Here is a 26,891-nt window from a genome sequence, read left to right as displayed (position 1 = left end):
CCGGGCGCCGCTGGGACGTCGTCGCCGACGTCCCGACCAGAGCTCGGGGGGGTTCTCATGACCACACGCGCGCCGCGACGGCTGCTCGTCCTGGTGCTGACGCTCGGTGCCACGCTCGGCCTGGCGGGTCTCACCGCCGGCCCGAGCTACGCGGCCAACAGCGCCAGCCTGTACGTCGTCCAGGGCCTGCCGGGCCGCAGCGTCGACGTCACGGTCGACGGCAAGCAGGTGGCCAAGGGCGTCAAGACCGCGGCCGTCGTCGGTCCGTTCAAGGTGCGTCCGGGGTCGCGCGAGGTGACCTTCAGCGACGCCGGGATGGAGCTGCTCAGCCGCTCGTTCGCCGTCAAGGCGCGTTCGAGCTGGGACGTCGTCGTCCACCTCCCCGCGGGCGGCTCCACGGAACCCAACGTCACCGTGTTCCGCAACGACACCACGTCGGTGCCGCGCGGCAAGGCCGAGCTCGTCGTCGCGCACACGGCCACCGTGCCGGAGGCGGACGTCCGGGTGAACGGCAAGGTCCTGTTCTCCGACATCGCCAACGGCGAGTCCCTGAACCTCACCGTCCCGGTCGCCACGTACAAGGTCGCCATCACGCCCACGGGCAAGACGTCGCCCGTCTACCTCGGCCCGGTCAGCCTGACCGTCAAGGGCGGCGCCGTGAACCGCGTCTACGCGCTCGGCGACCCGGACAACAACACGATGAACGTCGCGGTGCACGTGCTGGCCACCGGTTCGTCCGGCTCCGAGCGGCCCAAGAAGGTCGACACCGGCACGGGTGGCGAGGCCGCCGGCGTCGTCCGCTTCCTCGCGAAGCTGACTCGTTGACCCAGCGTCCCCGGCTCCGGCCGGCGTACGCGGGCGTGGTGCTCGCGCTGGCCCTCGGGCTGGGCGCGTGCGGCGGGACGGACCCGGCGGTCGTGGGCCAGCCCCCGGCCGCCGACCCGGGCAGCCCGGCCGCGACGTCGCCCGCGCCCGCCGACGGGCCGGCGCCGCCCGCCGCCGTCGGGACCCCGGCCGCGAGCAACCGGATCACCTTCGTGCCCGACCAGGTCGTCCTGCCCGGCGGTGACGCCGCCCCGGTCCAGCCCGCCGCCACCCGCGACGGGGAGCTCCAGGTGCCCGAGGACGTGCAGCACGTCGGCTGGTGGGACGGCAGCGCCCGTGCGGGCGACCCGTTCGGCAACACGGTCATCGCCGGGCACGTCGACTCGGCGACCGACGGCCTCGGCTTCTTCGTCCGGCTGCCCAGCCTGAAGAAGGGCGAGACGGTCACCCTGCGGGGGCCGGGCGGCCACCACCTCGCCTACACCGTCACGTCGATCCGCACGATCAAGAAGGACGCCCTCGCCACCGGCAGCGCGGCCTTCGAGCAGACCGGCGACCCGCACCTGGTCCTGATCACCTGCGGGGGCGACTACCGCCGCGGCGAGGGTGGCTACGACAGCAACGTCGTCGTCACCGCGAAGCCGAAGGGCCTGGCCCGCTAGGACGCGCCGGGGCAGCGGACCCCGGAGACGACGACACCCAACGAGCCGGGCTCGTCGGGTGTCGTACGGGGCAGTGCCCCTAGCTCGTGCGGGTCGGTCAGACGTCGCCGGCCGGAGCGGTCGCTGCGGCGTCGCCGTCGGAGGACCCCGACGCGTCGGACGCGTCCGAGCCCGCCGTCTCGGACGAGTCGGTACGGTTCCGCCCACGGCCACCGCGGCGACGACGGCGACGCTTGGTCACGTCACCCTCGCCCGCCTCGACCGCGGTCTCGGCGGCTGCCGAGGTCTCCGTCTGCTGCGTCGGCTCCACCGCGGGGACCTCGCGCTCGGTCACGGGCGCACCGCTGCCGGCCGCGTCCGTCGTCGCTTCGGCCGTCGTGCCCTCCGCGTCGACGGCCACGCCGTTGCGGAGCCGGCGCCGGCCGCGGCTCCGGCTCGAGCCCGAACCCTCGCCGTCGGCCTTGGCCCCGTCCTTGGCGCCGTCCTTGGCCTGGCCGCGGCCGCCGCCCTCGCTGCCACGCCGGCCACGCCCACCGGCGTCGCGGTCGCGGTCGCGGTCCCGGTCACGGTCGCGCTCGCGCGGCGGCTCCGGGGTCGGCTCGTTCAGCCGGCCCTTCGCCTTGGGGTCGATGCCGAGGTCGTGGAACAGGTGCGCGGAGGTGGAGTAGGTCTCCTGCGGCTCCGGGAACGGGAGCCCGAGCGCGTTGTTGATCACCTTCCAGCGGGTCTGGTCGGCCCAGTCCACGAAGGTGATCGCGATGCCCGACGCGCCGGCCCGGCCGGTGCGGCCGATGCGGTGGACGTAGGTCTTCTCGTCGTCAGGGCACTCGTAGTTGATCACGTGCGTGACGCCCGTGACGTCGATGCCGCGGGCAGCGACGTCGGTGGCGACGAGGACGTCCACCTTGCCCTCGCGGAAGCGCTTCAGCGCCTTCTCGCGGGCCACCTGGTTGAGGTCGCCGTGGATCGAGGTCGCCTCGAAGCCGCGCTCGACCAGGTCGTCGGTCAGCCGCTGCGCCGAGCGCTTGGTGCGGCTGAAGATCATCACTCGGCCGCGGTCCTGCGCCTGCAGGATGCGCGCGACGACCTCGGGCTTGTCGAGCATGTGCGCCTGGTAGACGAACTGGGCCGTCGCCGGCACCGTCGTCTCGTCGTCGGCGGACTCGGCGCGGATGTTCACCGGGTGCTCGAGGTGGCGGCGGGCGAGCGTCACGATCGCGGACGGCATCGTCGCCGAGAAGAGCATGGTCTGGCGCGACGCGGGCGTCTTGGCCAGCAGGCGCTCGACGTCGGGCAGGAAGCCCAGGTCGAGCATCTCGTCGGCCTCGTCGAGGACGAGCGTCTTGATGTGCGAGAGGTCGAGGACGCGGCGGTCGGCCAGGTCCAGCAGCCGGCCCGGCGTGCCGACGACGACGTCGACGCCCTCCTTGAGCGCGTCCATCTGGACGTCGTAGCCGACGCCGCCGTAGACGGTGAGGACCCGGATCGGCCGCAGCGCGGCGGCGGTGGAGAGATCCTTGCTGACCTGGCTCGCGAGCTCGCGCGTCGGGCAGACGACCAGGCCCTGCGGGGCGCCCGGCTTGCTGAGCTCGTCGTAGCCGGGCTCGCCCGGCGCGGCCGCACGCTGCAGCATGACGATGCCGAAGGCGAGGGTCTTGCCGGTGCCGGTGCGCGCCTGGCCGATCATGTCGGTGCCCGACAGCGCGATCGGGATGGCCATGGCCTGGATCGGGAAGGGGTGGACGATGCCCACCTGCTCGAGCGCCTGGACGATGAGGCCCTCGACGCCGAGGTCGGCGAAGGTCTCTGGGAGCGGGGCCTCGGCCTCGTCGGCCTGCTCGGCCGCGGCCAGCGAGCCCTCGTCGAGCACCGTGTCGTCGAGCCCGTCGGCGTCGAGCTCCGTCTCGTCGAGCTCCAGGTCGGTCGTCTCGAGCTCGGGGTCCAGGACGCCTTCGGGCGTGGTCGTGTTCGTGTGCGTGTTCAGCGGTTCGCCTGTCTACGTCTGCGGTGGCCGCACGAGCCGGCACGACGCGAACGCATCGCGGTGCCGAGGCCGGCGGCCAGGACGCCGGTAGGGCGTCTGTGGTAAGGAGTCTAGCCCGCCGGTGCTCACGAACCCCTCATTAGGCTGCCGCCCATGTCAGACGTCATCCCGGTCCCCGACCAGCCCGCCGACCGCGGGGCCGACGACGCCGACCTGCGGGCCGGCACCGTGGACCTGCTCGGCGCCATCGCGTACGGGGCGCTCACCGCCTTCGAGCGGCTCGCACAGGACGGGGCCGGGGCGCCGACGCTGGCGGACAAGGTGACGCTCGCGACCATGGCCGGGCGCCAGGTCGACCACCTCGAGCGGGTCCGGGACCGGCTCGCCGAGCTGGGTGCCGACCTGATGGGGGCGATGGAGCCGTTCCACCGGGCGTTCGACGACTTCCACGCGCACACGCGGCCGAAGGACTGGCTCGAGGGCCTGATGTGGGTCTACGTCGGCAGCGGCTTCGCCGACGACTTCTACGCCGAGGTGGCCGTCCACGTGGACCCCGAGACCCGCGCCCTCGTGGACGAGGTGCTCTCCGACGCCGGGCACGACGACTTCGTCGTCGAGCACGTCCGGGCCGGCATCGAGGCGGACCCGCGGGTCGCGGGCCGGCTCGCGCTGTGGGGCCGGCGGCTCGCGGGGGAGGCGCTGAGCCAGGCGCAGCGCGTCGCCGTCGACCGGGTGGGCCTGACCCGGCTGCTGATGGGTGCCGAGGGCGTCGACGTGGTGGCCGTCAACAAGAGCCTCTCGCGCCTGGTCGAGAAGCACGCGGCCCGGCTCCGGCGGCTCGGCCTGCAGCCGTAGCCGCCGGCCGCGCCGCCCGGGCCGTGGCTCAGAGGCTGCCGAAGCCGACCCGGCGCGCGTTCTCCTCGCCGAGCTCGACGTAGGCGATCCGCTCGCCCGGGATCATGACCTTGCGGCCGCGGTTGTCGGTGAGCGTCAGGACCGAGCCGTCGGCGACCGCGGCGGCGAAGGCCGCCTCGACCTGCGCGGCGCTCTCGTCGGTGTCGACGACGACCTCACGGTTCACGTACTGGATGCCGACCTTGATCTCCACGGAGCTCCTCCTGCGTCTTCGACCGGGCGCGGGGTGGACCCCCACGACCGCGCACCCACGCTGCCACACGCGCGTGCCGGACCACGTACGTGTTCGCGCGCGGCGGACCCGGACGGCGCGCCGCCCGCGCGTTCAGGCCTGGTCGGCCCGGCTCAGCCCTGCTCGTCCTCGGTCGCCGGCCGGACGACCAGCCGTGTCCAGGCCCCCACGTAGACGCGGTCGTCGGCGCCCAGCTCGTGCTTGACGCCCACGGCGAGCGGGTCCTTCGGCAGCGCGCCGCCCGACCCCCCGACGAAGGTGCCGTTCGCGGACTCGAGGTCCTCGACCCAGAAGCGGGTCCCGTCGGTCGTCAGCTGGGCGTGCCGTCGGCTCACGCCGGTGTCCTCCGCGCAGTCGACGTCGGGGTGGATGTTGCGGCTGGCCGACGGCCGCCCGACCAGCGCCGAGCGGCTGGTCAGCACGACCGTCCGCGGGGGGCCGGAGGACGGCAGCGGGTCCGGGCTCTGCGACGCCGTGTGCCAGGCCGGGTCGACCCAGAGCTCGACGACCCAGCGCGCGGCCGGCGGGGCGACGGGCACGTCGGGGAGCCCGGACGCGTCCTCCTCCTCGGGTGCGGCCACGTCCCCGGGTGCGTCCGCGTGACCGGTCACGACGCTCACGTCGGGTGCGGACCCGGGCGGAGGAGCCGGGTCGAGCCCGACCGGCGGGTCGAGCGGGCGGGGCATCGTCCCGGTCGTGAAGTCGTAGCCGCAGCCCTCGCAGAAGAGCGCGTCCGGTCCGTGCGGCGTGCCGCAGGCCGGGCACGGGTCGAGCGCCGCGGCGGGTGCGGGGACCGCGTCACCAGCGGCGGTGGCCGTCGCCCCGCCGGCCTGCGGGTCGGCCTGCGCGGCGGCGCCCGCAGCGGCCTCGAGGGGCGCCCCGCAGATGTCGCAGTAGTCGGCGGCGCTGGTGTAGTGGCCGTTCGGGCAACGGTTCACGGACGGATCCTCGTCGTCTTGGTGGAGGCGGTGTCGAGCGCCATCTCGTCGAGCTTCGCCACGTCGCGGCGCAGCCGTACGGTGCCCGTGCCCGGGTCGTCGATGTCGACCACCTTGCGCAGCCGGGTCGTGGCCTCAGCGTTCCCGGTCGCCTCGGCGAGCTGGACCGCGCGCCCGAGCCGGGTGGTCGCGGTGGCCTCGTCGCCGGAGGCCCGCGCGGCCAGGCCCTGCTGGATGGCGTCGGCGAGCTCGGTCTGGCCCGTGTAGTGGGCGACCTCGGGGTTGATCCGGGTGGTCAAGCCCTCGTCGTCGGACCAGCGCGCCTTGACCAGCGCCTGCGTGACGACGTCGGGCCCGACGGCGAGCTGCACGCGCGCGGCGAGCTGCTCCTGGCCGAGCGACTTCGCCGGGAGCCGGACCGCGACGTGGTAGTCGCGGGACTCGTCGCCCCAGGACCCGGTCGGGTAGGCGCCGGTCAGCGCGTTGACCTCGGTGCGTCGCGCCGTCAGGTCCTCGACCGACGGCGACACCTGGCGCACGAACAGCAGCTGCGCGCCCTGCGGCGTCCACACGCGCAGGTCCGCGGCGGCGATCCCGCGGCCCATCGAGGCCTGCATCAGCGCCGCGAACTCGGCGCGCAGCCCGCTCGGCTCCCCGACGATGTCGACGGTCCCGAGCAGCGCCTGCGCGATGCGGCGGACCTCGGCGACCTGCCAGTCGACGCCCACGCCGCGGCAGTCGCATTGGAACCGGCCGGCCACGCCGGCGATCGCCGCGCTCAGCTGGTCGGGGGTTTCATTGTGGTTCTCGCCGTCGGTCAGCAGGATCGCGTGCCGCTTGGCCAGCCCGCTCCCGGACGCTCCGGGGACGGAGTCGAAGAGGCGCCCGGCCAGCGCCAGCCACTGGCCCATCGCGGTGCCGCCGTCGGCGCGGAACTGCTGCACGGCCTGGTGGGCCTGGTGGCGACGGTCGGGGTCCATCACGACCATCCCGGGCCCGGACCGGACGGGCGGGTAGGCGAGGTAGGCCTGGTGCGTCCCGGCGACCACGGCGAACCAGGTCCCGTCCGCGATCTCGTCGAGCGCCGCGTCCGCGGCCTGCTTGGCCGCCTCCATCCGCGTCCGCCCCATCGAGCCGGAGGTGTCGACGATGATGATCTCGCCCGCGTCGCCCGAGCCGGTGCGGCCCGCCGCGCCGGCCCCGGTGCAGCTCACCGTGACGATGGCGTTGACGTCGGTGCCGCCCTCGGGCAGGAACTCGTTCTGGTAGACGACTGCGGTGAACTCCGCCATCGTGCTGCTCTCCTCGCTCCGGTGGGCCACCAGTATGCGGGGAGGCCGGTTCGCGCCGGGCGGCCCGGGGGAGGGTCCGGGCGATCGCGCGGACCCTCCCGGCCGGGCCGTCCCGCGGGGTCAGTAGCCGAGGTTGACGTGCGCGCGGTGGTGCCCGCCCTGCTCGACCAGGTCGACGAGCCCCAGCGCGTAGTCGGCGCCGGAGATCGCTCCGCCCGCCGGGTCGACGGCGACGTCGTCGCCCACGCGGTAGCGGCCCAGCCGCTCGCCCGGGGCGAACGAGCCGAACTGCATCGCCGGGCTGACGAACACCCAGTCCAGCGTCTCCGGGGTGGCCGGCAGGTCCTCGACCACGAGCGCCGCACCGGCGAGCACCTCCGGCTGGAGGGCGGCGGGGACGTGGGTCAGGTCCTCGACGAACCGCGGTGCCCCGGGCGCCGGGCGCAGGGAGGAGAAGCCGCCGACGAGGTAGAGCGGGACGCCCTCGGCGTCGGCCAGGCGGCCGAGCGTGCGGTAGACGTCGCGGAAGGAGCCCTCGAGCGGGCCGCGCGGCGCGAGGGCGGCCACGACGGCGTCGGAGCCGGCGACGGCGGCGGCGAGGGCCGCCTCGTCCGTGGCGTCGCCCTGGACGTAGGTCACGCCGGGGAGCGGCTCGGCCGGCAGCGAGCGGCTGAACGCGGTGACGTGGTGGCCGCGGGTGGCGGCCTCCGCGACGACGGCCGAGCCGGCGTAGCCGGTGCCGCCGACGACGGTGATGCGGGACATGGGTGGTGCCTTTCCTTCGTGGTGGGCGACCCGTGCGCGGACCGCCTCGGCTACCGTAGGAGAGCAGGTCTCCGATGGGAAGTAGGCACTTTGTGGTAACCACGTCGACGGACACCGCACCGGCTGACGACGCGCTGCCGGGAAACCCGTACCAGGCCGGCTGCCCGACGCGCCGCATCCTCGACCGCATCGGCGACCGCTGGACCGTCCTGGTGATCGGCATCCTCGGCGACGGCGAGGCCCGCTTCTCCGAGGTGCGACGCAGGGTCGACGGGATCTCGCAGAAGATGCTGACCCAGACCCTCCGCGGCCTGGAGCGGGACGGCCTGGTCCGCCGTACGGTGCGGGCGGAGGTGCCCGTCCGCGTCGACTACGCGCTCACCGAGGCCGGCCGCACCCTGCAGGAACCGCTCCGCGCCCTCGAGGCGTGGTCGATCGCGCACCTCGGCGAGGTGGCCGCGTCGCAGGCGGCGTACGACGGGACGGTGTAGCGGAGAACGGGGTGACGGAGCCCGTCAGTGGCGGGCCAGGGCCACCGAGACGTTGTCCCGGCCGCCCTGCTCGTTGGCCCAGCGCACCAGCGCCTCGGCGAGCTCCAGCGGCGACGCCGTGGTGCCGGCCAGCGAGGCGACCAGCTCGCCGAGCCGGTCGGCCTCGGAGCAGTAGTTCCACAGGCCGTCGGAGCAGACCAGCACCCAGCCGGGGTGCCCGAGCAGCACCGAGCCCGTCCGCGGGACGGCGTCGGGGGTGTCCCGCCCGAGCCACTTGGTGATGGCGTGGGCCTGCGGCCCGTTCTCGGCGGTGACCCGGTCCACGCCCATCGCGATCCGGGCCTGGGCCATCGAGTCGTCGAGGCTGAGCTCGGTCGGTTCGGCGCCCATCCCGGTGCCGCCCGGGTCGGGCAGCCAGTAGACGCGGCTGTCGCCGACGTTGCCGAAGACCACGAGGTCGCCCTCGACGACGGCGGCGGCGAAGGTGCAGGCCGCCGCGTCCGGGCCGTCGGCCGGGGTCGCGGCCAGCACCGCCTCGTTCGCCTGGGCGACCGCGCTCTCGATCGCCGCGGCGATCGCGCCCGACCGGCTCGCCGGGTTCGGCAGGCCCGCCGGCTGCAGCGCGACCAGCACGTCGCGGGCGCGTCGGGCCGCGGCGAGCGACGCGACGTCGGAGTCGGAGGACGTGGACACCCCGTCGCAGACGACGAGGACGGCGCGCGAACCCGGCTCGGGGTCGGCCGCGACCGCGGTCGCGTCCTCGTTGCGGTGGTGCTTGATGCCGCGGTCGCAGACGGCCGCGACCCAGCTCGCCGGCTGCTCCACGTAGTGGTCGCGGGGGGACGGGGCCTTGGTCCCGCAGACGGTGCAGTAGCCGTCCTCGCCGACCTCGCCGCCGCAGGAGAGGCAGCGGGCGGTTGGGGTCAGGGTCACGGCGGCGCCGGGCGTCGCGGCCGAGGTCGGCCGGGTCAGCTCGATGGGGACGGTCTGCTCGACGGACTGCAGGCCCGCCGCGGCCGGTGCGGCCGGCGGCGTGGCGCCCAGCGCCGACCCGCAGGACTCGCAGAAGGCCTGGCCCGGCTCGACGCCCGCGCCGCACACCGGGCACGTCGCACCGCCGCCCAGGGTGGCGGGACCGGGGTCGGCCGGGGCGGTCTCGGTCATCTCAGGCTCCACCTTCGTACGGCGTTGGCCCGGTCGACCCACGCGTGGCTGCGGGCCTCGTCGTCCTCGCTGCGCGCCAGCTCACGATAGGTGGCCTCGAGCCCGTCGCGCAGCGCCTCCGGCTGCGCGGCGTGGCGACCCACGGTCAGGCCCTGGGGAGCGGGACCGGGACGGCCCGGCGCCTCCGCACGGGCCAGCGCGCGCTCGAGGATCCCGGCGGTCAGCAGGGCGCGCTCGTGCGGGTCGAGCCGGACGCCCTCCAGGCTGCCCAGCGCCTGCGCGAGCTGCGGCAGGTCGGCACCCGGCCCGGCGAGGGCCACGGCGCGCAGCCGCCGCGCGTCGCTGAAGGCCCGGCTCGTCGACGGCACCAGGTCGAGGGCCGCGACCGACCCGGTGACGTCGCCCCGGGCGCTGCGCAGCCGGGCCAGCCCGAAGGCCCCGGCCGCGACGTAGTTGGCGTCGGTGCTCGCGCACGTCGTGTAGAGGCCCTCGGCGACGTCCGGCTGCCCGCCCCGCTCGCAGGCCAGGGCCAGCGCGAGCTTGGGCGCGAGCTCGCCGGGCACCTGCCCGTAGACCGCGTTGAACGCGGCCTGCGCCGCCGCGAGGTCGCCGGACTCGAGCGCCGCCAGCCCGCTCATCCACACCGCGCGCCACTCCCACGGGTCGGCGCGCAGCATCTGGTCGACGACCTGGGCGACGAGGTCGGGGCGGTGCAGCTCGAGCGCGGCGCGCGCCGAGGCCAGCAGCACCTCCGGGCTGGTGGCCGGGGCGGTCTGCAGGAATGTGAGCCGCTCCGCCGGGTCCTCGGTGCTGACGTTGCTGAGCCAGGCGTGCTGCGGGTCGGTGGTGTCGACCCGCAACGACGGGAGGTCCTGCGCCTCGAGCAGCCCGCCCGTGATCGCCGGCGCCTCGAAGAGCACGGACGCCGCGGAGGTAAGGGCGGTGCCGGGGGTGTGCGCGGCGACGACCTCGCGCAGCACCCCGAGCAGCTGGACGCGCAGCTCGTCGGCGGAGCCGAAGCGGTCGGCGGGGTCGGGTGCGCACGCCTTCTGCAGCAGCCGGTGCAGGGAGTCGTGCGCGGCCAGCACGGGCGTCTCCGCGACCGGCGGCAGGCTGGCGACGTACGTGGTCTGGTAGCCGCGGAACTCGGTCATCAGGACGGCGAGGGTGCGTCCGATCGTGTAGATGTCCGACGCGACGCTCGGCCCGACCGCGGCGACCTCGGGCGCCTGGTAGCCGACGGTGCCGTAGATGGCGGAGTCCTCGTCGTCGACCCGGCGGACCCCACCGAGGTCGATGAGCTTGACCGCGTCGCCGACCTGGATGAGGTTGTCGGGCTTGAAGTCGCAGTAGACGAGCCCGAGGTCGTGCAGGTAGGTGAACGCGGGCAGCACCTCGAGGACGTACGCGAGCGCCTGGTCCACCGGCAGCGGGTCGAAGGCGCCTCCGTTCGCCCGCATCCGCTCCTTGAGGATCTGCTTGAGCGAGACGCCGCCGACGTACTCCATGACGATGTAGCCCGCGCCCTCGTGGGTCACGAAGTTGTAGATCTCGACGATCAGCGGGTGCTCGACCGCGGCCAGGAACTGCCGCTCGGCGATGGCGGCGGTGAGCGCGTCGGGGTCGCCGGAGTTCAGCAGGCCCTTGAGCACCACCCACCGGTCGGAGACGTTCTTGTCGCGGGCCAGGTAGATCCAGCCGAGGCCGCCGTGGGCCAGGCAGCCCGCGACCTCGTACTGGCCGGCGACGAGGTCCCCGGCCGTCAGCTTGGGGGTGAAGGAGTACGGCGCGCCGCAGCTCGAGCAGAAGCCCTCCGGGCGTCCCGGCCGGCCGTCGCGGGAGCGGCCGACGGGCTTGCCGCAGCGGGCGCAGGTGCGCTTGCCCTCGGGGACCGACGGGTCGACGAGGACCGCGTGCGCGGCGTCGACGACCGGCGCCGGGGGCACGCGGGTGAGGCCGGCGCCCAGGCGGGCGGCCCGGAGCCGCTGCGACCCGCTGCCCACCCGGCGCGTGGCGCGCGAGGGGCCACCGCCCAGGCGGGAGGAGCCGAGCGCGGTCGAGCCGAGCCGGGCGGACCCGCGGGTGAGCGCGGACGTCACCGCGGCGGGCGCCTCGGCGGCTGGTGCTGTCGTCCCAAGCGGTGCGGCGGCGGGTGCCGGGGGCGTGGTGCCCGCGACGGGCGGGAGCCCGCAGACGTCGCAGTAACCGTCGACGATGCTGCCGGTGCAGCCGGGCTGGGCGCACGGAGGTCCGACGACGGTGGCGGTCACCGGCCCTCCCGGGTGGCGAGGTAGGTGGCGTAGAGGGTGAGGAGCTGTTCGGCGAGCGCGGCGCGTGAAGGCCGCGCGTCGAGCGCGGCGCGCGCCAGCCCGTACGCGTCCCGCACGCCGGGTTCGTCGGCGCGGCCGGCCGCCTCCGCCCGGGATCGCAGCGCCGACAGGCGGGCCTCCCGGTCCTCGTGGCCCTGTAGCGCCCGCCCGTAGGCCTCCTCGGCGACGGCCAGCGCGCGACCGACGAGCGCGAGCCGCTGCTCGTACGCGGTGAGCGCCGCGGCGGTGTTCGGCAGCGGGCCGAGCGCGTCGACGTCGGGGACCGCGTAGCGCGGCGCCTCCTCGACCGTCGCCACGCACCGGTCGACCAGGACGTGGAGCGCCGCGGACCGCCGCACCAGGTCGGCCCGCGCGGCGCGGACCCGGGCCACGAGCGCACCCGCATCGCGCCGTCGGGCGCCGCCGACGATGAGGTCGCGCTCCAGCGTGGCCGCCTCGACCTCGAGCGGTCCGAGGATGCCGCCGACGTCGCCGCCGCGACCGGCCTTGTCGACCGCCGCCCCGAGCCGGGCGGCCAGGGCGGCGACGTGCTGCACCGCCCGCAGCCGGGGCGGACCGGCGGGTTCGAGGGTGGACTGGTCCCGCAGCCGCTCGAGCTGGGCCCGCAGCGCGGCCACCCGGGCGTTGGTCTCGGCGCCCGAGGGGTCGAGCCCGAGGCGTTCGCGGAGCCCGCCGACCACGGCGTCGGTCAGCCGGCACGCCTCGGGGACCGACAGCGCGAGCGGGTTGCCGGGCTGGCCGGGCGTGCGTCCGGCGGCCGCGGTGTCGCGGCGGCCCCAGACCAGCGCGGCCATCCGCTCCCGCTCGTCACGGCCCACCCGGCCGGAGTCCCAGACCGCCCGCAGCTGCTGCTCGCGGTCGGCGACCGCCTGCCACAGGGCCAGGGCCAGGGTGATGTCGCCGGTGTGGGCGCCGGGGTCGGCCGAGGCCAGCACCTCCCGGTCGAGCGCGTCCAGCTCGGTCCGGCGCCGGGCCAGCCAGTCTCCGAGCGCGGTGAGGTAGGCCAGCGCCGCCGCGGGTTCGAGGGGGTCACCGAGCCGTCCGGGGGCCGGGGGAGCGGGTGCTCCCGCCGGGACCTGGTGCGCCATCGCCGGGCCGCTCACGCCGACCGTCCGTAGACGGCCTTCGGCGGTGCGGGGGCCTCGCCCAGGGGTTCGGCGAACCAGCGGTCGTAGATCGTCTTCCACTCGCCGTCGGCCCGCATCTGCGCCAGCCGCGCGTTGACGAACCGCACGAGGTCGACGTCCTTCGCGTTCATGCCCAGCCCGTACGGCTCGGCGGTGAAGGCCTTCTGCTCCGGGACCACCGCGTACGGGTCCTGCGCGGCCAGACCGGCGAGCACGGTGTCGTCGCCGGTGATCGCGTCCACCTGGCCCTGCTGGAAGAGCACGAGGCAGCCCGTGTGGCTGTCCGAGCCGACGGCGACCGCGTCGGGCTGCAGCCGCACGAGGTTGTCCATGCTCGAGGTGCCGTTCGGGGCGCAGACGCGCTGGCCGGCGAGGTCGGCGAGCGTCCGGGCCCGCGACTCCGCCCGGACCATGATCTTCTGGCCCGCCCGGTAGTACTCGGACGAGAAGGCGATCTGCTTCCACCGGTCGCAGGTCATGGTCATGTTCCGGGCGACGACGTCCACCTGCCCCGACTGCAGCGCGGGGATGCGCTGGGCGGCCGTGATCACGACCAGCTGGTAGCGCTTCTCGTCGCCGAGGATCGCCTTGGCCATCGCCTTCACGAAGTCGATGTCGAAGCCCTGGATCTCCCCGCCGAGCGGGTCGCGCGCCCCGAGCAGGTAGCTGTCGGCGGACACCCCGGCGACGAGCCGCCCGCGCTTCTTGATCTTGGCCATCGTGGAGCCGGCGGGCAGGTCGTCGCTCGAGGTCAGGTCGCTCGGGGCGTACGAGGTGGTCGCGTCGTCGCAGGCGGCCGGCGCGGCGGGGGCGGCGCCGCCCGGCGTCGGGCTGGCGGCGGGCGTGGGCACGGGGGTCTCCGCGGTGGAGAACACGCTGCACGCGGGCAGGAGGGCGCAGACGGCGAGCACCGCGCCGGCGAGCAGCCCCCGGCGCGGCCGACGGTGGGCGTTCACCGGTACTCCCGCAGCCGGGCCGCGACGCCGCGGCTCCCGGACCAGGCGGTACCGAGGCCGGCGAGGAAGGTCAGCACGCAGCCGAGCACGAGCCCCGGCTGGTGGCTCCGCAGGCTGTCGACCGCCCTCGTCCCGGTGCCGGCGACGAAGGAGGCCGCCGCCTGGTCGAAGGGACCGAAGGCCGCGTTCGAGGAGCCCGGGCCCGAGCCGACGGCGAGCTGCACGGCGTCGTCCCACGCACCGCCGTCGTCGAGACGGCGGAGCTCGGTGTGGACCTTCGCGTACGCGTCCCAGCCCTGCTCGAAGGCGGACGCGTCCCGGATGCCCGACAGCCGGTCCGTGACCTGGGCCGCCGACGCGCCCCACGACTCCTCGTACGCCTGGCCGGAACCCCGGGCGATCAGGGTGAGGCTCTCCGACGACTTGGCGAGGTTCGCCTGCAGGCGGGCCGTCCCCGCGTCGTTGACGTCGTCGAAGTCGCCGCGGGCCACGCCCACGGAGGTCGCCAGGGCGACGAGCGCCACCAGCGACGCCAGCGACAGCCCGAGCAGCACGAGCGAGGCGGTCAGCAGCCCCGGGTTGACCCGGCGCCGGAACTGCCGCGCCACGCGCACCTGGACGACGACGAGGACCGCGGTCGCCGCCAGCCCCAGGAGCGGCAGCAGCCAGCCCCAGCCGGTGCTCAGCGAGGCGTCCGCGCGCTCGGTGTTGGCTCGCACGAGCGCGTCGGCGACGGGCAGCGCGTCGGCGCGCAGCCCGTTGCTGGCCTGGCGCAGGTACTGCGCGCCGACCGGCAGGCCCTGCCGGTTGTTGGCCCGGGCCGCCTCGACGAGACCGGCGTAGTCGAGGACGTGGGCGTTGAGCGCGGCGAGCGCGTCGGCGTCGGCCGGCTGGGCCTGTGCCGCCTGCGCCACCAGGCTCGCGACCTCCGCCAGCGCCGCGTCGTACGCCGCCCGGCGCTGCGGCGACTCGAGGCCGCCGACGAGGAAGGTGTTGGTGGCGTTCGCGTCGGCGACGAGCAGGTCGGTCTCGATGGTCTGCACCCGGACGAGCTGCTCGACGTCGTCCGCGGACTGCCGCAGGGTGAGGGTGAGCAGGGCCATCACGGCCGTGCCGAGGATCGCCACCGCCAGGCCGGTGGCGACGACCACGTCCCGGAACCGCCGCAGCCGGGCCGGGGTGCTGCCCGACGGGTGGGCGACCTCGTCGGGCACCGTCCCCAGCGGGACCAGGGCGGCGGGCGCGGGCAGGGCGGGGGGCCCGGGGCGCGCGGCGGGGGCCGTCGGCGCCGCCGCGGTCGTCTGGGTCACCCGGGCTGCTCCTCGCTCGGTGCGGACGGGTTCGGAGGACCAGCATCGCCTGCCGGCGGGTCGTCCGGGGCGATCCCGAGGAGCGGGTCGTCCGTGACCGGCGGGGCCGGGTCCGCCCCGAGGTCGTCCGCGGTGAGGCCGCGGAGCTGCTCCAGCGTGGGTTCCGCGACGTCGCGCAGCCGCCACGCCTGCCGGCCGATCGCGGCCTCGAGGACGTTCCGGGCGAACCGCGCGTTCCCGAAGGTCGGGCCGCGCGGCGTCGCGGCGAGCAGGGCGGCGAAGCGCTCGGCCGCCCCGTCGCCCAGGTCGTAGTCGGCCCCACCCGCCATCGACGCGAGGATCGCCTGCAGCTCGGCGTCGGTGTAGTCACCGAACTCCAGGGTCGTGCGGAAGCGGCTGGCCAGCCCCGGGTTCTGCGCGACGAAGCCCACCATCGGCCCGGGGTAGCCGGCGACGATCACCACGAGGTCGTCGCGGCGGTCCTCCATCTCCTTGACGAGGGTGTCGACCGCCTCCTGGCCGTACTGGTCGCCGGCCAGCGCGTACGCCTCGTCGACGAACAGCACGCCGCCGACGGCCGACGCCACGACCTCGGAGGTCTTCAGCGCCGTCTGGCCCAGGTAGCCGGCGACCAGCTCGGAGCGGTCGACCTCGACCAGCTGGCCCTTGCTGAGCAGGCCGAGCGCGGCGTAGATGCCGCCGACCAGGCGCGCGACGGTGGTCTTGCCCGTGCCCGGGTTGCCCACGAACACCAGGTGCCGGGTGATCGTCGCGGACCGCAGCCCGGCCTTCACGCGCATCTTCTCGACCCGCAGCACGGCGACCTGCCGGTGGACCTCGGCCTTCACCTCGGCCAGCCCGGTGAGCGCGTCGAGCTCGGCGAGCAGCTCCTCGACGGTCTTCTTCGGCGGTTCCGGCGCGGGCGCCGCCGGCTCCTCCGGTTCCGGTGCGGCCGCGGGCGGTGTGTCGGCGGCCGTGGTGCCCGGTGCCGGGACGGGCCCCGTCGAGCGCGGCCGGTCCGACGAGGGCGGCCCGCCGAGGACCAGCGCGTCCAGGACGGCCTGCGGGACGTCGCCGTCGGCCAGGTCGAAGGAGCTGCCCCGGGTGATGCCCGGCTCCGCCTCGCGCTTGGCCAGGACGGCGCGCCAGGCGTCGACGAGCTCCTGCACGGTGGGGCTCACGGCAGCTCCGAGGACGTCCGGCCGAACTTCTCCTGCAGGAAGCGCCCCTGCACCACGAGCGCGTTCGCGTCGACGCGGACGGCGGCGTCGAAGATCGCGTCCATCGTGCTCGCGAGCAGGTCGAGGGTGTCGACGAGCAGCATCAGCGAGGTGCGGCCGTCCTCGACGGGCCGCGAGTCGGCCCACTGCCGCGGCAGCCGGGTGTAGGCCTCGAGCGCCTCGGGCAGGTAGTCGGTCGCCGTCGCCGTCACGGCGTACGCCTCGGCGCTGCCCAGCCCGAGGTTGCGGACGCGGGGCAGCGTCTCGCGCACCGTCCGGGTGATGCGGCGGACCCGGGACGCCACCGGGGCGGGCACGGCCCCGTCCGCCACGGAGGCGTCGGTCGCGTCGAGCGCGGCGAGCAGGTCGGCCTCCGTGGGCACCCGGTCCAGGACGACCTCGGGCGGGGCGGTTGCGGGCGCGCGACCGTTCAGCCGGTCCCACCAGTCCCGCAAGCCCATGCCCCGCCTGCTCCCGTCCGCGTCCTCAGCCGGCCGTGCGGGGTTCGTCGCCGAGCTCGAGCGCCCCGGAGGCCGCGTTCGCGTCGGAGCGGGAGACGCGGTCCAGGTAGCTGCGCGACTTCGCCACCTCGGACTCCAACGCGCCGATCGTCGCGCCCATCGAGGTCAGCGCCTCGGCCTTGAACGCGTCGATCGAGTCCATGGTCTGGTAGATGTTCGCGAACGCCGCCTGCAGCTGCGGCAGCCCGACCGTGGCGGAGGCGGCCTGCTTCTGGATGGACGCCGAGTTGTCGCGCAGCAGCTCCGACGTCCGCTGGATCAGGTCCGACGTCGTCTCGTTCAGCGCGGTGATCTGGTCGAGCACGAGCTTCTGGTTGTTCAGCGCCTGCGCGACGATCACCGCCGTCCGCAGTGCCGACACGGTCGTCGTGGACGCGCGGTCCACGCCCTTGACGAGCTCGACGTTGTTCTTGATGATCACGTCGATCGCGAGGTAGTTCTGGATCGACACCGCCAGCTGCGTGAGCAGGTCCTGGTGCTTCTGCCGGACGTAGAAGAGGACGTCCTGGCTCAGCGCCTTCGCCCGCTCCGGGTCGATCAGCTCCAGCTCGGCGATCTTCTCCTCGAGCCGGCCGTCGAGCTGCTCCGCGACGTAGATGTAGGCGTTGAGCCGGCCCATCACGGTCCAGAGGTTCTGCTTCTCCAGGTTGAGCGCGACGTTGTCGCGGACCAGCTCGTCCTGGCCGTTGCGCAGGCTGTGCAGGATCGCGTCGAGGTGGCTCTGGGCGCCCTGGTACTTGCGGAAGTAGTCCGCGACCTTGTCGCCGAAGGGGATCATGCCGAGGAACTTCCGCGGCCCGGTCGCCTGGCTCGGGTCGAGCTCCTCGACCGTGCGCCGCAGCTCGAGCAGGGTCCGGCCGACCTTCGAGCCCTCGGCCAGCCCGCCCTCCTGCAGCGCCTTGACGGGCGTCTGGAGCAGCCGGTTCGAGGTCTCGGCGGCCTTGCGGATGTCCGCGTCGCCCATGGTCCGGACGTTGTCGGCCTGCCGGGCGAACTCGGGGGAGCGCGCCTGGGCCTTCAGCAGCGCGGTGAGGTAGCCCTCGACGCGGTCGTCGAGCGCCGGCAGCTGGCGCGGGTCCACCTGCGGCGCCATCGCGGGCGCCTGCGTCGCGACGACCGGGGCGACGGGCTCGGGAGCCGTCAGCGTGAGGCCGCCCGCGCCCTGCGGCGGGCTCAGCGGTGCGGGCGCGGAGGCTCCCTGGGCGGGTACGGCCCCTCCCGGCTCGGTCATGCGACGCTTCCTCTCGCTCCTGCTCGCGGGTCTTCCCCCGTGATCGGTCCTGCCCGGTCGGGTGCGCAAAATCTACTCGTACGCGGGTCCGCGGACCCCCGCGGTGCCCGAGGGACGAGGATCCCGGCGGCCGGCCTCAGCGGGTGGGCGGGATCTCGCCCGAGCCGCGGACGACCAGGCGCGCCGGCACGACGGAGGTGACGGCGGGGGAGTCGTCGCCGTCGAGGCGGGCGAAGACGCGCGCCGCGGCCGTGCGGCCCATCTCGGCGGGGTCCTGCGCGACGACGGTGAGCGCGGGCTCGAGCATGTCGGCGAGGAACACGTCGTCGAAGCCGACCATCGCCACCTCGTTCTGCAGGCCGAGGTCGTGCAGGGCGCGGATGCCGCCGATGCTGACGAGGTTCTGGCTGGTGAACAGCGCCGTCGGCCGGTCGGGCCCGGAGACCAGGCCGCGGACGGCCTCGTACGCGGCCTCGACGGAGGTGAGTCCGGTGAGCACCGGTCCGGGGACGACGCCGGCGTCGGCCAGCGCCGTGCGGTAGCCCTCGTGGCGCTGGCGGGCGGTCGAGACCTCGAGGTCGTCGGAGAGGAAGGCGATGTCGCGGTGCCCGTGCGCGAGGAGGTGGGCGACCGCGGTGATCGACGCCTCCCGGTTGTCGGTGAGCACGGTGTCCGCGTCGAGGCCGCGCGGCGGGCGGTCGACGAACACCACGGGGACGCCCTGGTCGCGCTCGGTCTGGAGGTAGGTGTGGTCGTCGGAGATGGTCGTCAGCACAAGGCCGTCGACGCGGCGCCGCGTGAAGGCCTCGACGAGCGCCCGCTCACGGAGGGGGTCGTCGCCGAAGCTCGCGCCGAAGACGGCGGTCTGCCGCTCCCACGCCGCACCCTCGACAGCCCGGTGGATCGCGGCCGAGAATGGGTTGTCGACGGCGTCGAGGAGGAGGCCGAGCGTGAGCGTCTTCCGGTCCCCGCGGCGCAGCGCACCGGCGCCCTGGTTCGGCGTGAAGTTGAGCGCCACGACCGCCTGCTCCACCTTCTCGCGGGTGGCTACCGATACGTTCGCCTCGTGGTTGATCACCCGCGACACGGTCTTGATGCCGACGCCCGCCAGCGCGGCGACGTCGCGGATGGTCGCTCGACCTCGAACGGGGCGGGTGTGCGTCTCGCTCACGGGCACCTCCTTGTCCTCACGACCCTATCGACCGGATCGTGACCGAACCGAGGTTGACACCGCGGCTGAGAATATCTTAGATGAAGCCTGACACCGTTGTCACGCGACAAGGGTGCGTCATTCCAACGAAGGGATCACGTCCATGAAGACTTCTCTGCTCCATGCCAACGGTCGTCGTCGAGGCCTCGCGGTCGGCGTCGTGCTGGCGGCTGCCGCCTCGCTGACGCTGAGCGCCTGCGGCGGCTCGGCCGACTCCGGCTCCAGCGACAGCGGCAACGGCGGTGGCAAGACCACCGCCGTCGCGCTGATCACGAAGACCTCCACCAACCCGTTCTTCCTCGCCATGAAGAAGGGCGCGGAGGACGAGGCCGCCAAGGACGGCGTCAGCCTCACCTACGCCGCCGGCGCCGAGGACGGCGACGAGGACGGCCAGGTCAAGGCCATCGAGGCCGCCGTGGCCCGTGGTGACCAGGGCATCCTGATCGCTCCTAACGGCCCCGGCGTCAACGCCGCGATCAACAACGCCCGCAAGCAGGGCCTGTACGTGATCGCGCTCGACACCCCGCCGGACCCTGCGGACACCGTCGACATCACGTTCGCCACGGACAACTTCAAGGCCGGTCTCGCGATCGGCAAGTGGGCGGCGGCCAAGCAGGACGGCAAGCCCGCCAACATCGCGCTGCTCGACCTCTACAACGACAAGGTCGTCTCGGTCGACTACGGCCGCGACCAGGGCTTCCTGACGGGCATGGGCATCGACGTCAAGGACCCGAAGAAGAACGGCGACGAGGACAAGTCCGGCAAGTACACCGGCGGCAAGGGCGGCGACTACACGATCGCCTGCAACGAGCCCACCCAGGGTGCGCAGGACCTCGGCAAGACCGCGATGGAGACCTGCCTGTCCAAGACGAAGGACATCAACCTCGTCTACACGCTGAACGAGCCGGCCGCCGCCGGTGCGGCCGAGGCCCTCAAGGCCGCGGGCGTGACCGCGACGATCGTCTCGGTCGACGGTGGCTGCTCGCCGGGCATCGCCGACGTCAAAGCCGGGATCATCGGCGCGACCGCGCAGCAGTACCCGGTCAAGATGGCCGAGATGGGCGTGAAGGCGATCAAGCAGATCGCCGACGGCGGCGCGAAGCCCGCCAACTCCCCGGGGGTCGACTTCTTCGACACCGGTGTGGCGCTGGTGACCGACAAGCCGGTCGACGGCCTGGAGAGCATCACCTCGGCCGACGCCGAGAAGATCTGCTGGGGCTGACGCCCGCGAGCTGACGCTCGTCAAGGGGTGGTCGGTCCGGCCTGACGGCCGGACCGACCGCTTCCCCGGGTGCTGAGCACCCTTCTCGGTCTTCGCAACACCCAACGGCAAGGAAGCCCACGTGTCCACCACCACCGCTCCCGCCCCAGGGCCGGCCACGGCGGCCGAGCAGTTCGCGCTCCGCCGCCAGTCGCCGGCCCAACGCATCCAGCACGTCCTGCACGCGCAGCCGGCCCTGAGCCCGCTCCTGGTGCTGATCGTCGCGATCGTCGTCTTCTCGCTGGTCAACCCGCGGTTCCTGCAGCCGCAGACCCTCTCGATCCTGTTCCAGCAGGTGGCGATCATCGCGGCGCTGGCCATCGGCCAGACGCTGATCATCCTCACCGCCGGCATCGACCTCTCGGTCGGCGCGCTCACGGTGTTCTCCATGCTGATCATGGCGAGCCTGGCCTCGTCCGGCGGCGTCCCCGGACCGCTCGCGATCCTCATCGGGATCCTCGTCGGCACGGCGGGCGGGTTGCTGAACGGGTTCCTCGTGACCCGGATCAACCTGCCACCGTTCATCGTGACCCTGGGCACGCTGAGCATCTTCCTGGCGGCCGGGCTGCTCTACTCGGGCGGCTCGAACATCCAGTCCACCGCCCTGCCGGACTCGGTCAACTGGGCCGGCACGGTCATCCAGTTCGGACGGTTCCGCATCACCACCGGCGTCATCATCGTGGCGCTCATGGCCATCGCCGTGGGCTTCGCGCTCAGCCAGACCAAGTGGGGCCGCCACGTCTACGCCGTCGGCAACGACGCCGAGGCCGCGCGCCTGGTCGGCATCCGGGTGAACCGGGTCCTGCTGAGCGTCTACACCGTCGCCGGTCTCCTCTACGGCGTCACCGCGTGGCTCCAGATCGGCCGGGCCGGCAGCGCCAGCCCGAACGCCCTGACCGAGGCCAACCTGGAGAGCATCACCGCCGTCGTGATCGGCGGCACGAGCCTCTTCGGCGGCCGCGGCGCGATCATCGGCACCATGATCGGCGCCCTGATCGTGTACGCGTTCCGCCTGGGCCTCAGCCTGGCCGGCGTGGACGACCAGTGGCGCGTGTTCGCCACCGGCGTCCTGGTCATCGTCGCCGTCGCCATCGACCAGTGGATCCGGAAGGTGAAGTCGTGAGCACCACCCAGAACGAGGCCGGCTACGGCACGGTCAACGGCGTCGACCTCGACGCCGTGCAGCAGGGCATCGCCGACCCGAGCACCACGGTGCTGTCGGCCCGCAAGCTGATCAAGACGTTCGGCAAGGTCATCGGCCTGGACGGCGTCGACCTCGACCTCTACCCCGGCGAGATCCTCGCGATCATCGGCGACAACGGGGCCGGGAAGTCCACGCTGATCAAGGCCTGCACCGGCGCGCTGACGCCGGACTCCGGCCAGCTCTACATGGACGGCCAGGAGGTCAGCTTCAAGACCCCGCAGGACGCCCGCGGCGCAGGCATCGAGACCGTCTACCAGACGCTGGCCGTGGCGCCCGCGCTGGACATCTCGGCCAACATGTTCCTCGGGCGTGAGATGCGCCGGCCCGGCGTGCTCGGCTCGGTGTTCCGGATGCTCGACAAGAAGGGCATGAAGGACGCGGCCGGCAAGTCGATGGCCAACCTCGGCATCGCCACGGTCCAGAACATGGGCCAGGCCGTCGAGACGCTGTCCGGCGGCCAGCGCCAGGCCGTGGCCGTGGCGCGGGCGGCGACCTTCGCGTCCAAGTTCGTGGTGCTCGACGAGCCGACCGCGGCGCTGGGCGTCAAGGAGACCGGTCAGGTGCTGAACCTGATCCAGCAGATCCGGGCCAAGGGCCTGCCGGTGATCCTGATCAGCCACAACATGCCCAACGTGTTCGAGGTGGCCGACCGCATCCACATCGCCCGCCTCGGCGGGTGCGCGGGCGTCATCACGCCCAAGTCGCACACGCCCACCGAGGCGGTCGCGATCATGACGGGCGCGACCACGCTCCAGCGCGGCTGACCCCGCACCACCGCACGGCCCGCGTACGCCTCGGTGTACGCGGGCCGTCGTGCGTCCAGGCATCCCATCGCATCCACGGACCACCCCGTCCCGGAGTGCGAGTGGCGCCACCCGGCGCGCGTGTACGGCGTGTCGCGTGCCCGTCGGCGCCACTCGCGCAGGAGCGCTGGGTGATGAAGGGGGAGAGAGGGCTGGGGAGGGTCAGGCGTCGCGGGCGTCGTGCAGCGGGAAGCCGCTGATGCCGCGCCAGGCGAGCGTGCTGACGAGCTGCTTGGCCTGCTCGAGGCCGATCGCGGCGCTGCGGTCGGAGACCCAGGAGCGGGCGCCGACCTGCGCGAGGCCGACCAGCGAGCTCGCGAGCAGCTTGGCCTGCTCGAGCGGCAGGCGGGTGTCCTCGACGATGACGGCGGCGATGGCGTCGGCGACCTCCTGGTTGACCCGCCAGAGCCGCTCCTGGACCCGGCCGTCGCCGGTCAGGTCGGACTCGAAGACGAAGCGGAACTCCCCGCTCGCCGACGAGACGAAGTCGTAGAACGCCCCGATCACGGCCACGACGCGTTCCGCGTTGTCGTCGGTGGAGGTCAGCGCGCCCTGGACGACGTCGACCAGCGCGTCGCAGGCCCGGTCGAGCAGGGCGAGGTAGAGCTCCAGCTTGGAGTCGAAGTGCTGGTAGAGCACCGGCTTGCTGATGCCGGCCGCCGCGGCGATCTCGTCCATCGCGGCCGCGTGGTAGCCCCGCGTCGTGAACACCTCGTTGGCCGCGTCCAGGAGCTGCGCCCGGCGCGCCTCGCGGGGCAGCCGTGCGCCCCGGACCTGCCCGTCGTCGGTCGGCCCCCCGGAGGGCGGCGCCACCGAGGTCCGGACCCCCGAGGACTGCGCGGAGCTCGGCACCCCTGCAGCCTAACGAGCGGCGCTCCCGGCCCCCACCGCCTCGCCGATCTGCACGGCCCACAGGCCGGCGTAGATGCCGCCGGCCGCGACCAGCTCGTCGTGCGAGCCCGACTCCGCCACCCGCCCGCCGGCCAGCACCCAGATGCGGTCCGCGTCGCGCACGGTCGACAGCCGGTGCGCGACGACGAGCGCGGTCCGCGAGGCGGTGACCGCGGCCAGCGAGCGCTGGATGGCGGCCTCGGTCTCGGTGTCCACCGCGGACGTCGCCTCGTCGAGGACCAGCAGCGCCGGGTCGCGCAGGATCGCGCGGGCCAGGGCGATCCGCTGGCGCTGGCCGCCGGACAGCGTCTGGCCCCGCTCGCCGACGACCGTGTCGTAGCCCTGCGGCAGCTCCGAGATGAAAGGGTCCGCCTCGGCCAGCCGCGCGGCCTCGCGGACCTGCTCGTCCGTCGCGTCCACCCGCCCGTACGCGAGGTTGTCGCGGACCGTGCCGTGGAAGAGGAAGACGTCCTGGCTGACGTAGCCGATCGCGCCGCGCAGCGCGTCCCACTCCAGCTCGCGCACGTCGGTGCCGTCGAGCAGCACCTCGCCCTCGCGCGGGTCGGAGAAGCGCAGGACCAGCCGCAGCAGGCTCGACTTGCCGGCGCCGGTCGTCCCGACGACGGCGTGGGTCTCGCCGGCGGGCACGACCAGGTCGAGGCCGCGCAGCACGTCCGGACCGTCGGCGTAGCCGAAGCGGACGCCGCGCAGCTCGAGCCGGCCGCGGACCGGCAGCGCGAGGCGGCCGGGGCCGGGACGGGTGTCGCCGCGCTCGGACATCAGCGCGAAGATCCGCCGGGTCGACGCCATCGCCCGCTGGTAGAGGTCGAGCGTCTCGCCGAGGTCGGTCAGCGGCCACAGGAGCCGCTGGGTCATGAAGACGAGGATCGTGTAGAGGCCGACCTCGAGGCGGCCGTTGATCACCAGCCAGCCGCCGAGCAGCAGCGTCGAGGTGAAGCCGGCGAGGATCGCCATCCGGATCAGCGGCACGAAGGCCGACGACCAGCGGATGGTGCGGAGGTTCGCGTCGCGGTAGCCCGCCGAGACGTCGCGCACCCGCTCGACCTCGCGCGCCTCGGCCGTGAAGGCCTTGATCGTCGACAGGCCGCCGAGGTTGGTCGCGATCGTCGCGCTGACGTCCCCGGCGCGGGCCCTCACGCCGGCGTACAGGGGTTCGAGGCGGCGCTGGAAGACGATCGAGCCGATGACGATCACCGGCACCGGCAGGAAGGCCAGCAGCGTCAGCGTCCACGACGTCGCCGCGAAGACGGCGCCGACGAAGACCACCGTCCAGAAGGTGTGCAGGATGACGCGGGCGCCCGTGTCCAGGAACCGTTCGAGCTGGTTCACGTCGTCGCTCACCACCGACAGCACGCGGCCCGGCGCCGACCCCTCGTGCCAGGACACGTCGAGGTCCTGGACGTTCGCGTACGTCTCCACGCGCAGGTCGTGCTCGACCGCCTGGGCGAGCCCGCGCCAGAGCAGCGAGGCCGCGTAGTCGGTGATCGACTCGATGACCCACACCGCGACGTTCACCGCGGCGACGATGACGAGCTGGGAGAAGCGGTCCTCGACGCCGAAGAGCGTGGCGGCGAACGAGTCGGAACCTCGCACGACGACGTCCACCGCGACGCCCAGGAGGAGCTCGGGCAGCACGTCGGCCGCGGTGTTCAGCGTGGTCGCGGCCACGGCGGCGACGACGCGGGGGCGGTAGCGGCGGTGGTGGCGCCACAGCGCGCGGAGGGGGGACGAGACGGCGTCCTCGGCCGGACGCGTCGTTACGGGGCTCACGAGGTGCTAGCGTGCCATCCCACTGAGGTAAGGCTTGCCTAAGGAGCGCAGAGATGGACGGTCGGGACGCCCACGACGAGGCCGCCGTGCTGGCCAGGACGGTCCTGGGGACTTGCCACGAGGCGGTGTGCGTCCGCGTCGACGGCGAGGAGGACGCCGCCTCCGGACCGGTGGGCCTGCTCGCCGCCGGCGCGCAGCCCTACCTGGTGCCGTCGGACCCGGACCGGTTCTTCCCGACGGGGACCCGGCTGAGCTGCCGGGTCGCCATCCCCGACGTGGGCGTGGTCCGCTGCACGGGCACGACGATGCCGGCCCGGACGGCCGGGGACGACGCGGCGGTCGTCCGCACCATCGAGGAGCACCGCGGCTGCCTGCTCGGGCCCGTCGACCCCGCCACGCTGCGGGTCGTGCCGCTGCTGCTGACCGGGCTGGTCGTCGCGTCGCCCGGCGGGTCGCCCGAGCCGCTGACCCCGCGTGCGCTCGCCGCCGCCGCACCCGACTGGCTGCTGGCGCGCGGGCGGCGCCTGACCGAGCACCTCGAGCAGGAGCACGCGCACGACCTGGCGCAGCTGGCGGCGACGCACGGCGTCCCCGGCGCCTCGGCGGTCACCCTCGCGTCGCTGACCACCCGTGGGGCGCGGCTCGTCTGCCTGGGGGTCGAGGGCGTGACGACGGTCGAGATCGCCTTCGACCCGCCGGTCCGCGACGCCGGCGAGCTCTGGCGGCGGCTGTCGTCCGCGCCGGCCGTCGGGCGCAGCACCGGACCGCGCTAGCCCGCGCCCCCGGCGGTCGGCAGGGGCGGTCGGTCGTCCAGCAGCAGGTCGACGGCCAGGTCGCCCTGCTCGGCCACGCGCTCGAGGACCTCCGCGGGGGAGAAGTGCAGGTCCTCCGGACGGGTCGCCGCCGCGAGCTCCTCCCACGTGACGGGCGTGGCCACCGACGGGCGCTCCCGCCCGCGCAGCGAGTAGGGCGCGATGGTGTTGCGGGCCGGAAGGTCCTGGTTGTGGTCGACGTAGATGCGCCCGCGCCGCTGCTCCACCGACATGGAGGAGACGAAGAAGTCGGGCCGGACCCTGGCCATCGCGACGTTGAGCCCCTTCACGTACGCCCACGCGTCCCGTGCCCGGCAGGGTGCGACGGCGGCGTAGACCTGCACGCCCTTGCTGCCGGAGGTCTGCGGGACCGGCACGAGGCCGTCGGCCGCCATCGCTCCGGCCACGAGGAGCGCGGCATGGGCCGAGTCGAGCACGTTCATCCCGGCGCCCGGGTCGAGGTCGACCACGACCCGGTCGGCCAGCGCCTCGCCCTCGCGCGGCTCCTCGCCCGGCAGGTCGAGCACCCCGTCCGGCCCCACCCGGCCGCTGCCGATCGTCCACTGGGGGACGTGCAGCTCGAGCGCCGCCAGGTTGGCCAGCCACACCAGCGTCGCGGTCTCCTCGGCGACGACGTAGTCGATGACGCCCTCGCTGGTCCGGACCGGCTGACGGCGGACCCAGTCCGGGGTGCCCACGGGCGCGTTCTTCTCGTAGAAGGAGCCCGCCGCGAGCGGCGTCGTCCCGCCCGTCTCCAGGGCCCGCGTCCCCGCCGGCACCCCGCTCGGGAAGCGCAGCCGGGTCAGCGCGCGGTCCCGGACGTGCGGCAGCATCGTGTCGGCGACCCGGGCGTAGTAGTCGATGACCTCGCCCTTGGTCCAGCCGTCGGGGTAGAGCGCCTTGTCCAGGTTGGACAGGCCGAGCGTGCGCCCCCCGACCCGGACGCTCGTCATCCA

General features: G+C 74.3%; 25 protein-coding genes. 8 read left to right on the top strand and 17 right to left on the bottom strand.

Annotated elements, in window-relative coordinates; all coding sequences use genetic code 11:
• Nucleotides 1–57: 57 nt before the first annotated feature.
• Both ABD665_RS04980 and ABD665_RS04975 read left to right on the top strand, forming a co-directional pair.
• Nucleotides 58–825, top strand: a complete 768-nt coding sequence (locus tag ABD665_RS04980) for a DUF4397 domain-containing protein (protein WP_204911962.1) — start codon at nt 58–60, stop codon at nt 823–825.
• Nucleotides 822–1,487 (top strand): class F sortase, encoded by a 666-nt coding sequence (locus ABD665_RS04975; protein ID WP_344741289.1) that lies wholly within the window; start codon nt 822–824, stop codon nt 1,485–1,487. The genes ABD665_RS04980 and ABD665_RS04975 overlap by 4 nt, the downstream gene beginning before the upstream one ends.
• A 97-nt stretch (nt 1,488–1,584) precedes the next feature.
• On the opposite strand, the gene ABD665_RS04970 is transcribed toward ABD665_RS04975, so the two are convergent.
• On the bottom strand, nt 1,585–3,207 hold the full coding sequence (locus tag ABD665_RS04970; RefSeq protein WP_344741918.1) for a DEAD/DEAH box helicase: 1,623 nt from the start codon (nt 3,205–3,207) through the stop codon (nt 1,585–1,587).
• Nucleotides 3,208–3,624: 417 nt separating this feature from the next.
• Between ABD665_RS04970 and ABD665_RS04965 the strand changes: the two genes are divergently transcribed.
• Nucleotides 3,625–4,326: a ferritin-like fold-containing protein gene (locus tag ABD665_RS04965; protein WP_204911963.1), complete on the top strand. Its 702-nt coding sequence runs from the start codon at nt 3,625–3,627 to the stop codon at nt 4,324–4,326.
• A gap of 28 nt (nt 4,327–4,354) precedes the next feature.
• Here the strand turns inward: ABD665_RS04965 and ABD665_RS04960 are convergent, their stop codons facing one another.
• The 4 genes from ABD665_RS04960 to ABD665_RS04945 all read right to left on the bottom strand — a co-directional run bounded on the left by ABD665_RS04960 (nt 4,355) and on the right by ABD665_RS04945 (nt 7,613).
• The gene (locus ABD665_RS04960; protein WP_204911964.1) at nt 4,355–4,579 is read right to left on the bottom strand and encodes a DUF3107 family protein; all 225 of its coding nucleotides are present in this window, start codon (nt 4,577–4,579) and stop codon (nt 4,355–4,357) included.
• 152 nt (nt 4,580–4,731) lie between these two features.
• Entirely contained in the window at nt 4,732–5,556 is an 825-nt protein-coding gene (locus ABD665_RS04955; RefSeq protein ID WP_204911965.1) for an FHA domain-containing protein, read from the bottom strand.
• Nucleotides 5,553–6,848 (bottom strand): VWA domain-containing protein, encoded by a 1,296-nt coding sequence (locus ABD665_RS04950; protein WP_204911966.1) that lies wholly within the window; start codon nt 6,846–6,848, stop codon nt 5,553–5,555. The genes ABD665_RS04955 and ABD665_RS04950 overlap by 4 nt, the downstream gene beginning before the upstream one ends.
• A gap of 120 nt (nt 6,849–6,968) precedes the next feature.
• Entirely contained in the window at nt 6,969–7,613 is a 645-nt protein-coding gene (locus ABD665_RS04945) for an NAD(P)H-binding protein (protein ID WP_204911967.1), read from the bottom strand.
• 92 nt (nt 7,614–7,705) lie between these two features.
• Here ABD665_RS04945 and ABD665_RS04940 point away from each other — a divergent pair, with 92 nt between their 5' ends.
• Complete coding sequence (locus tag ABD665_RS04940; RefSeq protein ID WP_344741283.1) at nt 7,706–8,104, top strand: winged helix-turn-helix transcriptional regulator; 399 nt, start codon at nt 7,706–7,708, stop codon at nt 8,102–8,104.
• A gap of 24 nt (nt 8,105–8,128) precedes the next feature.
• On the opposite strand, the gene ABD665_RS04935 is transcribed toward ABD665_RS04940, so the two are convergent.
• From ABD665_RS04935 to ABD665_RS04895, 9 genes are all read right to left on the bottom strand, one after another.
• A complete protein-coding gene (locus tag ABD665_RS04935; RefSeq protein ID WP_204911969.1) occupies nt 8,129–9,268 on the bottom strand; it encodes a protein phosphatase 2C domain-containing protein in 1,140 nt (379 codons plus the stop codon).
• Nucleotides 9,265–11,538, bottom strand: a complete 2,274-nt coding sequence (locus tag ABD665_RS04930; protein WP_204911970.1) for a tetratricopeptide repeat protein — start codon at nt 11,536–11,538, stop codon at nt 9,265–9,267. Before ABD665_RS04930 ends, ABD665_RS04935 begins: the two co-directional genes overlap by 4 nt.
• Nucleotides 11,535–12,701, bottom strand: a complete 1,167-nt coding sequence (locus ABD665_RS04925) for a hypothetical protein (protein ID WP_204911971.1) — start codon at nt 12,699–12,701, stop codon at nt 11,535–11,537. The genes ABD665_RS04930 and ABD665_RS04925 overlap by 4 nt, the downstream gene beginning before the upstream one ends.
• Nucleotides 12,698–13,681, bottom strand: coding sequence for a glutamate ABC transporter substrate-binding protein (locus ABD665_RS04920; protein WP_344741279.1), 984 nt, complete (start codon nt 13,679–13,681; stop codon nt 12,698–12,700). Before ABD665_RS04920 ends, ABD665_RS04925 begins: the two co-directional genes overlap by 4 nt.
• Nucleotides 13,678–14,991, bottom strand: coding sequence for a hypothetical protein (locus ABD665_RS04915; protein WP_204911972.1), 1,314 nt, complete (start codon nt 14,989–14,991; stop codon nt 13,678–13,680). Before ABD665_RS04915 ends, ABD665_RS04920 begins: the two co-directional genes overlap by 4 nt.
• Nucleotides 14,988–16,172, bottom strand: a complete 1,185-nt coding sequence (locus tag ABD665_RS04910) for an AAA family ATPase (RefSeq protein ID WP_344741275.1) — start codon at nt 16,170–16,172, stop codon at nt 14,988–14,990. Before ABD665_RS04910 ends, ABD665_RS04915 begins: the two co-directional genes overlap by 4 nt.
• A complete protein-coding gene (locus ABD665_RS04905; RefSeq protein WP_344741273.1) occupies nt 16,169–16,672 on the bottom strand; it encodes a hypothetical protein in 504 nt (167 codons plus the stop codon). Before ABD665_RS04905 ends, ABD665_RS04910 begins: the two co-directional genes overlap by 4 nt.
• A 25-nt stretch (nt 16,673–16,697) precedes the next feature.
• The gene (locus ABD665_RS04900) at nt 16,698–17,963 is read right to left on the bottom strand and encodes a toxic anion resistance protein (RefSeq protein ID WP_204911974.1); all 1,266 of its coding nucleotides are present in this window, start codon (nt 17,961–17,963) and stop codon (nt 16,698–16,700) included.
• 136 nt (nt 17,964–18,099) lie between these two features.
• The gene (locus ABD665_RS04895; RefSeq protein ID WP_204911975.1) at nt 18,100–19,134 is read right to left on the bottom strand and encodes a substrate-binding domain-containing protein; all 1,035 of its coding nucleotides are present in this window, start codon (nt 19,132–19,134) and stop codon (nt 18,100–18,102) included.
• Between the two features lie 142 nt (nt 19,135–19,276).
• On the opposite strand from ABD665_RS04895, the gene ABD665_RS04890 reads away from it, so the two are divergent.
• From ABD665_RS04890 to ABD665_RS04880, 3 genes are all read left to right on the top strand, one after another.
• Complete coding sequence (locus tag ABD665_RS04890; RefSeq protein ID WP_204911976.1) at nt 19,277–20,395, top strand: substrate-binding domain-containing protein; 1,119 nt, start codon at nt 19,277–19,279, stop codon at nt 20,393–20,395.
• A gap of 121 nt (nt 20,396–20,516) precedes the next feature.
• On the top strand, nt 20,517–21,557 hold the full coding sequence (locus ABD665_RS04885) for an ABC transporter permease subunit (protein WP_204911977.1): 1,041 nt from the start codon (nt 20,517–20,519) through the stop codon (nt 21,555–21,557).
• Nucleotides 21,554–22,402 carry an ATP-binding cassette domain-containing protein gene (locus ABD665_RS04880; protein ID WP_344741268.1) on the top strand — a complete coding sequence of 283 codons (849 nt, stop codon included), beginning with the start codon at nt 21,554–21,556 and terminating at the stop codon, nt 22,400–22,402. The genes ABD665_RS04885 and ABD665_RS04880 overlap by 4 nt, the downstream gene beginning before the upstream one ends.
• Before the next feature lie 201 nt (nt 22,403–22,603).
• Here the strand turns inward: ABD665_RS04880 and ABD665_RS04875 are convergent, their stop codons facing one another.
• Together ABD665_RS04875 and ABD665_RS04870 are read right to left on the bottom strand one after the other, a co-directional pair.
• Nucleotides 22,604–23,293 carry a TetR/AcrR family transcriptional regulator gene (locus tag ABD665_RS04875; protein ID WP_344741266.1) on the bottom strand — a complete coding sequence of 230 codons (690 nt, stop codon included), beginning with the start codon at nt 23,291–23,293 and terminating at the stop codon, nt 22,604–22,606.
• 9 nt (nt 23,294–23,302) lie between these two features.
• The gene (locus ABD665_RS04870) at nt 23,303–25,123 is read right to left on the bottom strand and encodes an ABC transporter transmembrane domain-containing protein (RefSeq protein WP_204911978.1); all 1,821 of its coding nucleotides are present in this window, start codon (nt 25,121–25,123) and stop codon (nt 23,303–23,305) included.
• 53 nt (nt 25,124–25,176) lie between these two features.
• Between ABD665_RS04870 and ABD665_RS04865 the strand changes: the two genes are divergently transcribed.
• Entirely contained in the window at nt 25,177–25,896 is a 720-nt protein-coding gene (locus ABD665_RS04865; protein WP_204911979.1) for a DUF2470 domain-containing protein, read from the top strand.
• Here the strand turns inward: ABD665_RS04865 and ABD665_RS04860 are convergent.
• Complete coding sequence (locus ABD665_RS04860) at nt 25,893–26,888, bottom strand: non-homologous end-joining DNA ligase LigD (RefSeq protein ID WP_204911980.1); 996 nt, start codon at nt 26,886–26,888, stop codon at nt 25,893–25,895. The genes ABD665_RS04865 and ABD665_RS04860 overlap by 4 nt on opposite strands.
• Between the last annotated feature and the right edge of the window lie 3 nt (nt 26,889–26,891).

Source organism: Microlunatus spumicola (assembly GCF_039536445.1).
Taxonomy (GTDB): domain Bacteria; phylum Actinomycetota; class Actinomycetes; order Propionibacteriales; family Propionibacteriaceae; genus Microlunatus; species Microlunatus spumicola.
Note: the sequence above shows the minus strand (reverse complement) of the source record. Positions and strands in the feature narration are given on the sequence as shown.

What these genes read in the sequence shown, in the direction of transcription:
- ABD665_RS04980 (WP_204911962.1), top strand. Translation starts at nt 58, where the DNA reads ATGACCACACGCGCGCCGCGACGGCTGCTCGTCCTGGTGCTGACGCTC.
- ABD665_RS04970 (WP_344741918.1), bottom strand. Translation starts at nt 3,207, where the DNA reads ATGGCCATCCCGATCGCGCTGTCGGGCACCGACATGATCGGCCAGGCG.
- ABD665_RS04965 (WP_204911963.1), top strand. Translation starts at nt 3,625, where the DNA reads ATGTCAGACGTCATCCCGGTCCCCGACCAGCCCGCCGACCGCGGGGCC.
- ABD665_RS04950 (WP_204911966.1), bottom strand. Translation starts at nt 6,848, where the DNA reads ATGGCGGAGTTCACCGCAGTCGTCTACCAGAACGAGTTCCTGCCCGAG.
- ABD665_RS04945 (WP_204911967.1), bottom strand. Translation starts at nt 7,613, where the DNA reads ATGTCCCGCATCACCGTCGTCGGCGGCACCGGCTACGCCGGCTCGGCC.
- ABD665_RS04935 (WP_204911969.1), bottom strand. Translation starts at nt 9,268, where the DNA reads ATGACCGAGACCGCCCCGGCCGACCCCGGTCCCGCCACCCTGGGCGGC.
- ABD665_RS04905 (WP_344741273.1), bottom strand. Translation starts at nt 16,672, where the DNA reads ATGGGCTTGCGGGACTGGTGGGACCGGCTGAACGGTCGCGCGCCCGCA.
- ABD665_RS04900 (WP_204911974.1), bottom strand. Translation starts at nt 17,963, where the DNA reads ATGACCGAGCCGGGAGGGGCCGTACCCGCCCAGGGAGCCTCCGCGCCC.
- ABD665_RS04890 (WP_204911976.1), top strand. Translation starts at nt 19,277, where the DNA reads ATGAAGACTTCTCTGCTCCATGCCAACGGTCGTCGTCGAGGCCTCGCG.
- ABD665_RS04865 (WP_204911979.1), top strand. Translation starts at nt 25,177, where the DNA reads ATGGACGGTCGGGACGCCCACGACGAGGCCGCCGTGCTGGCCAGGACG.
- ABD665_RS04860 (WP_204911980.1), bottom strand. Translation starts at nt 26,888, where the DNA reads ATGACGAGCGTCCGGGTCGGGGGGCGCACGCTCGGCCTGTCCAACCTG.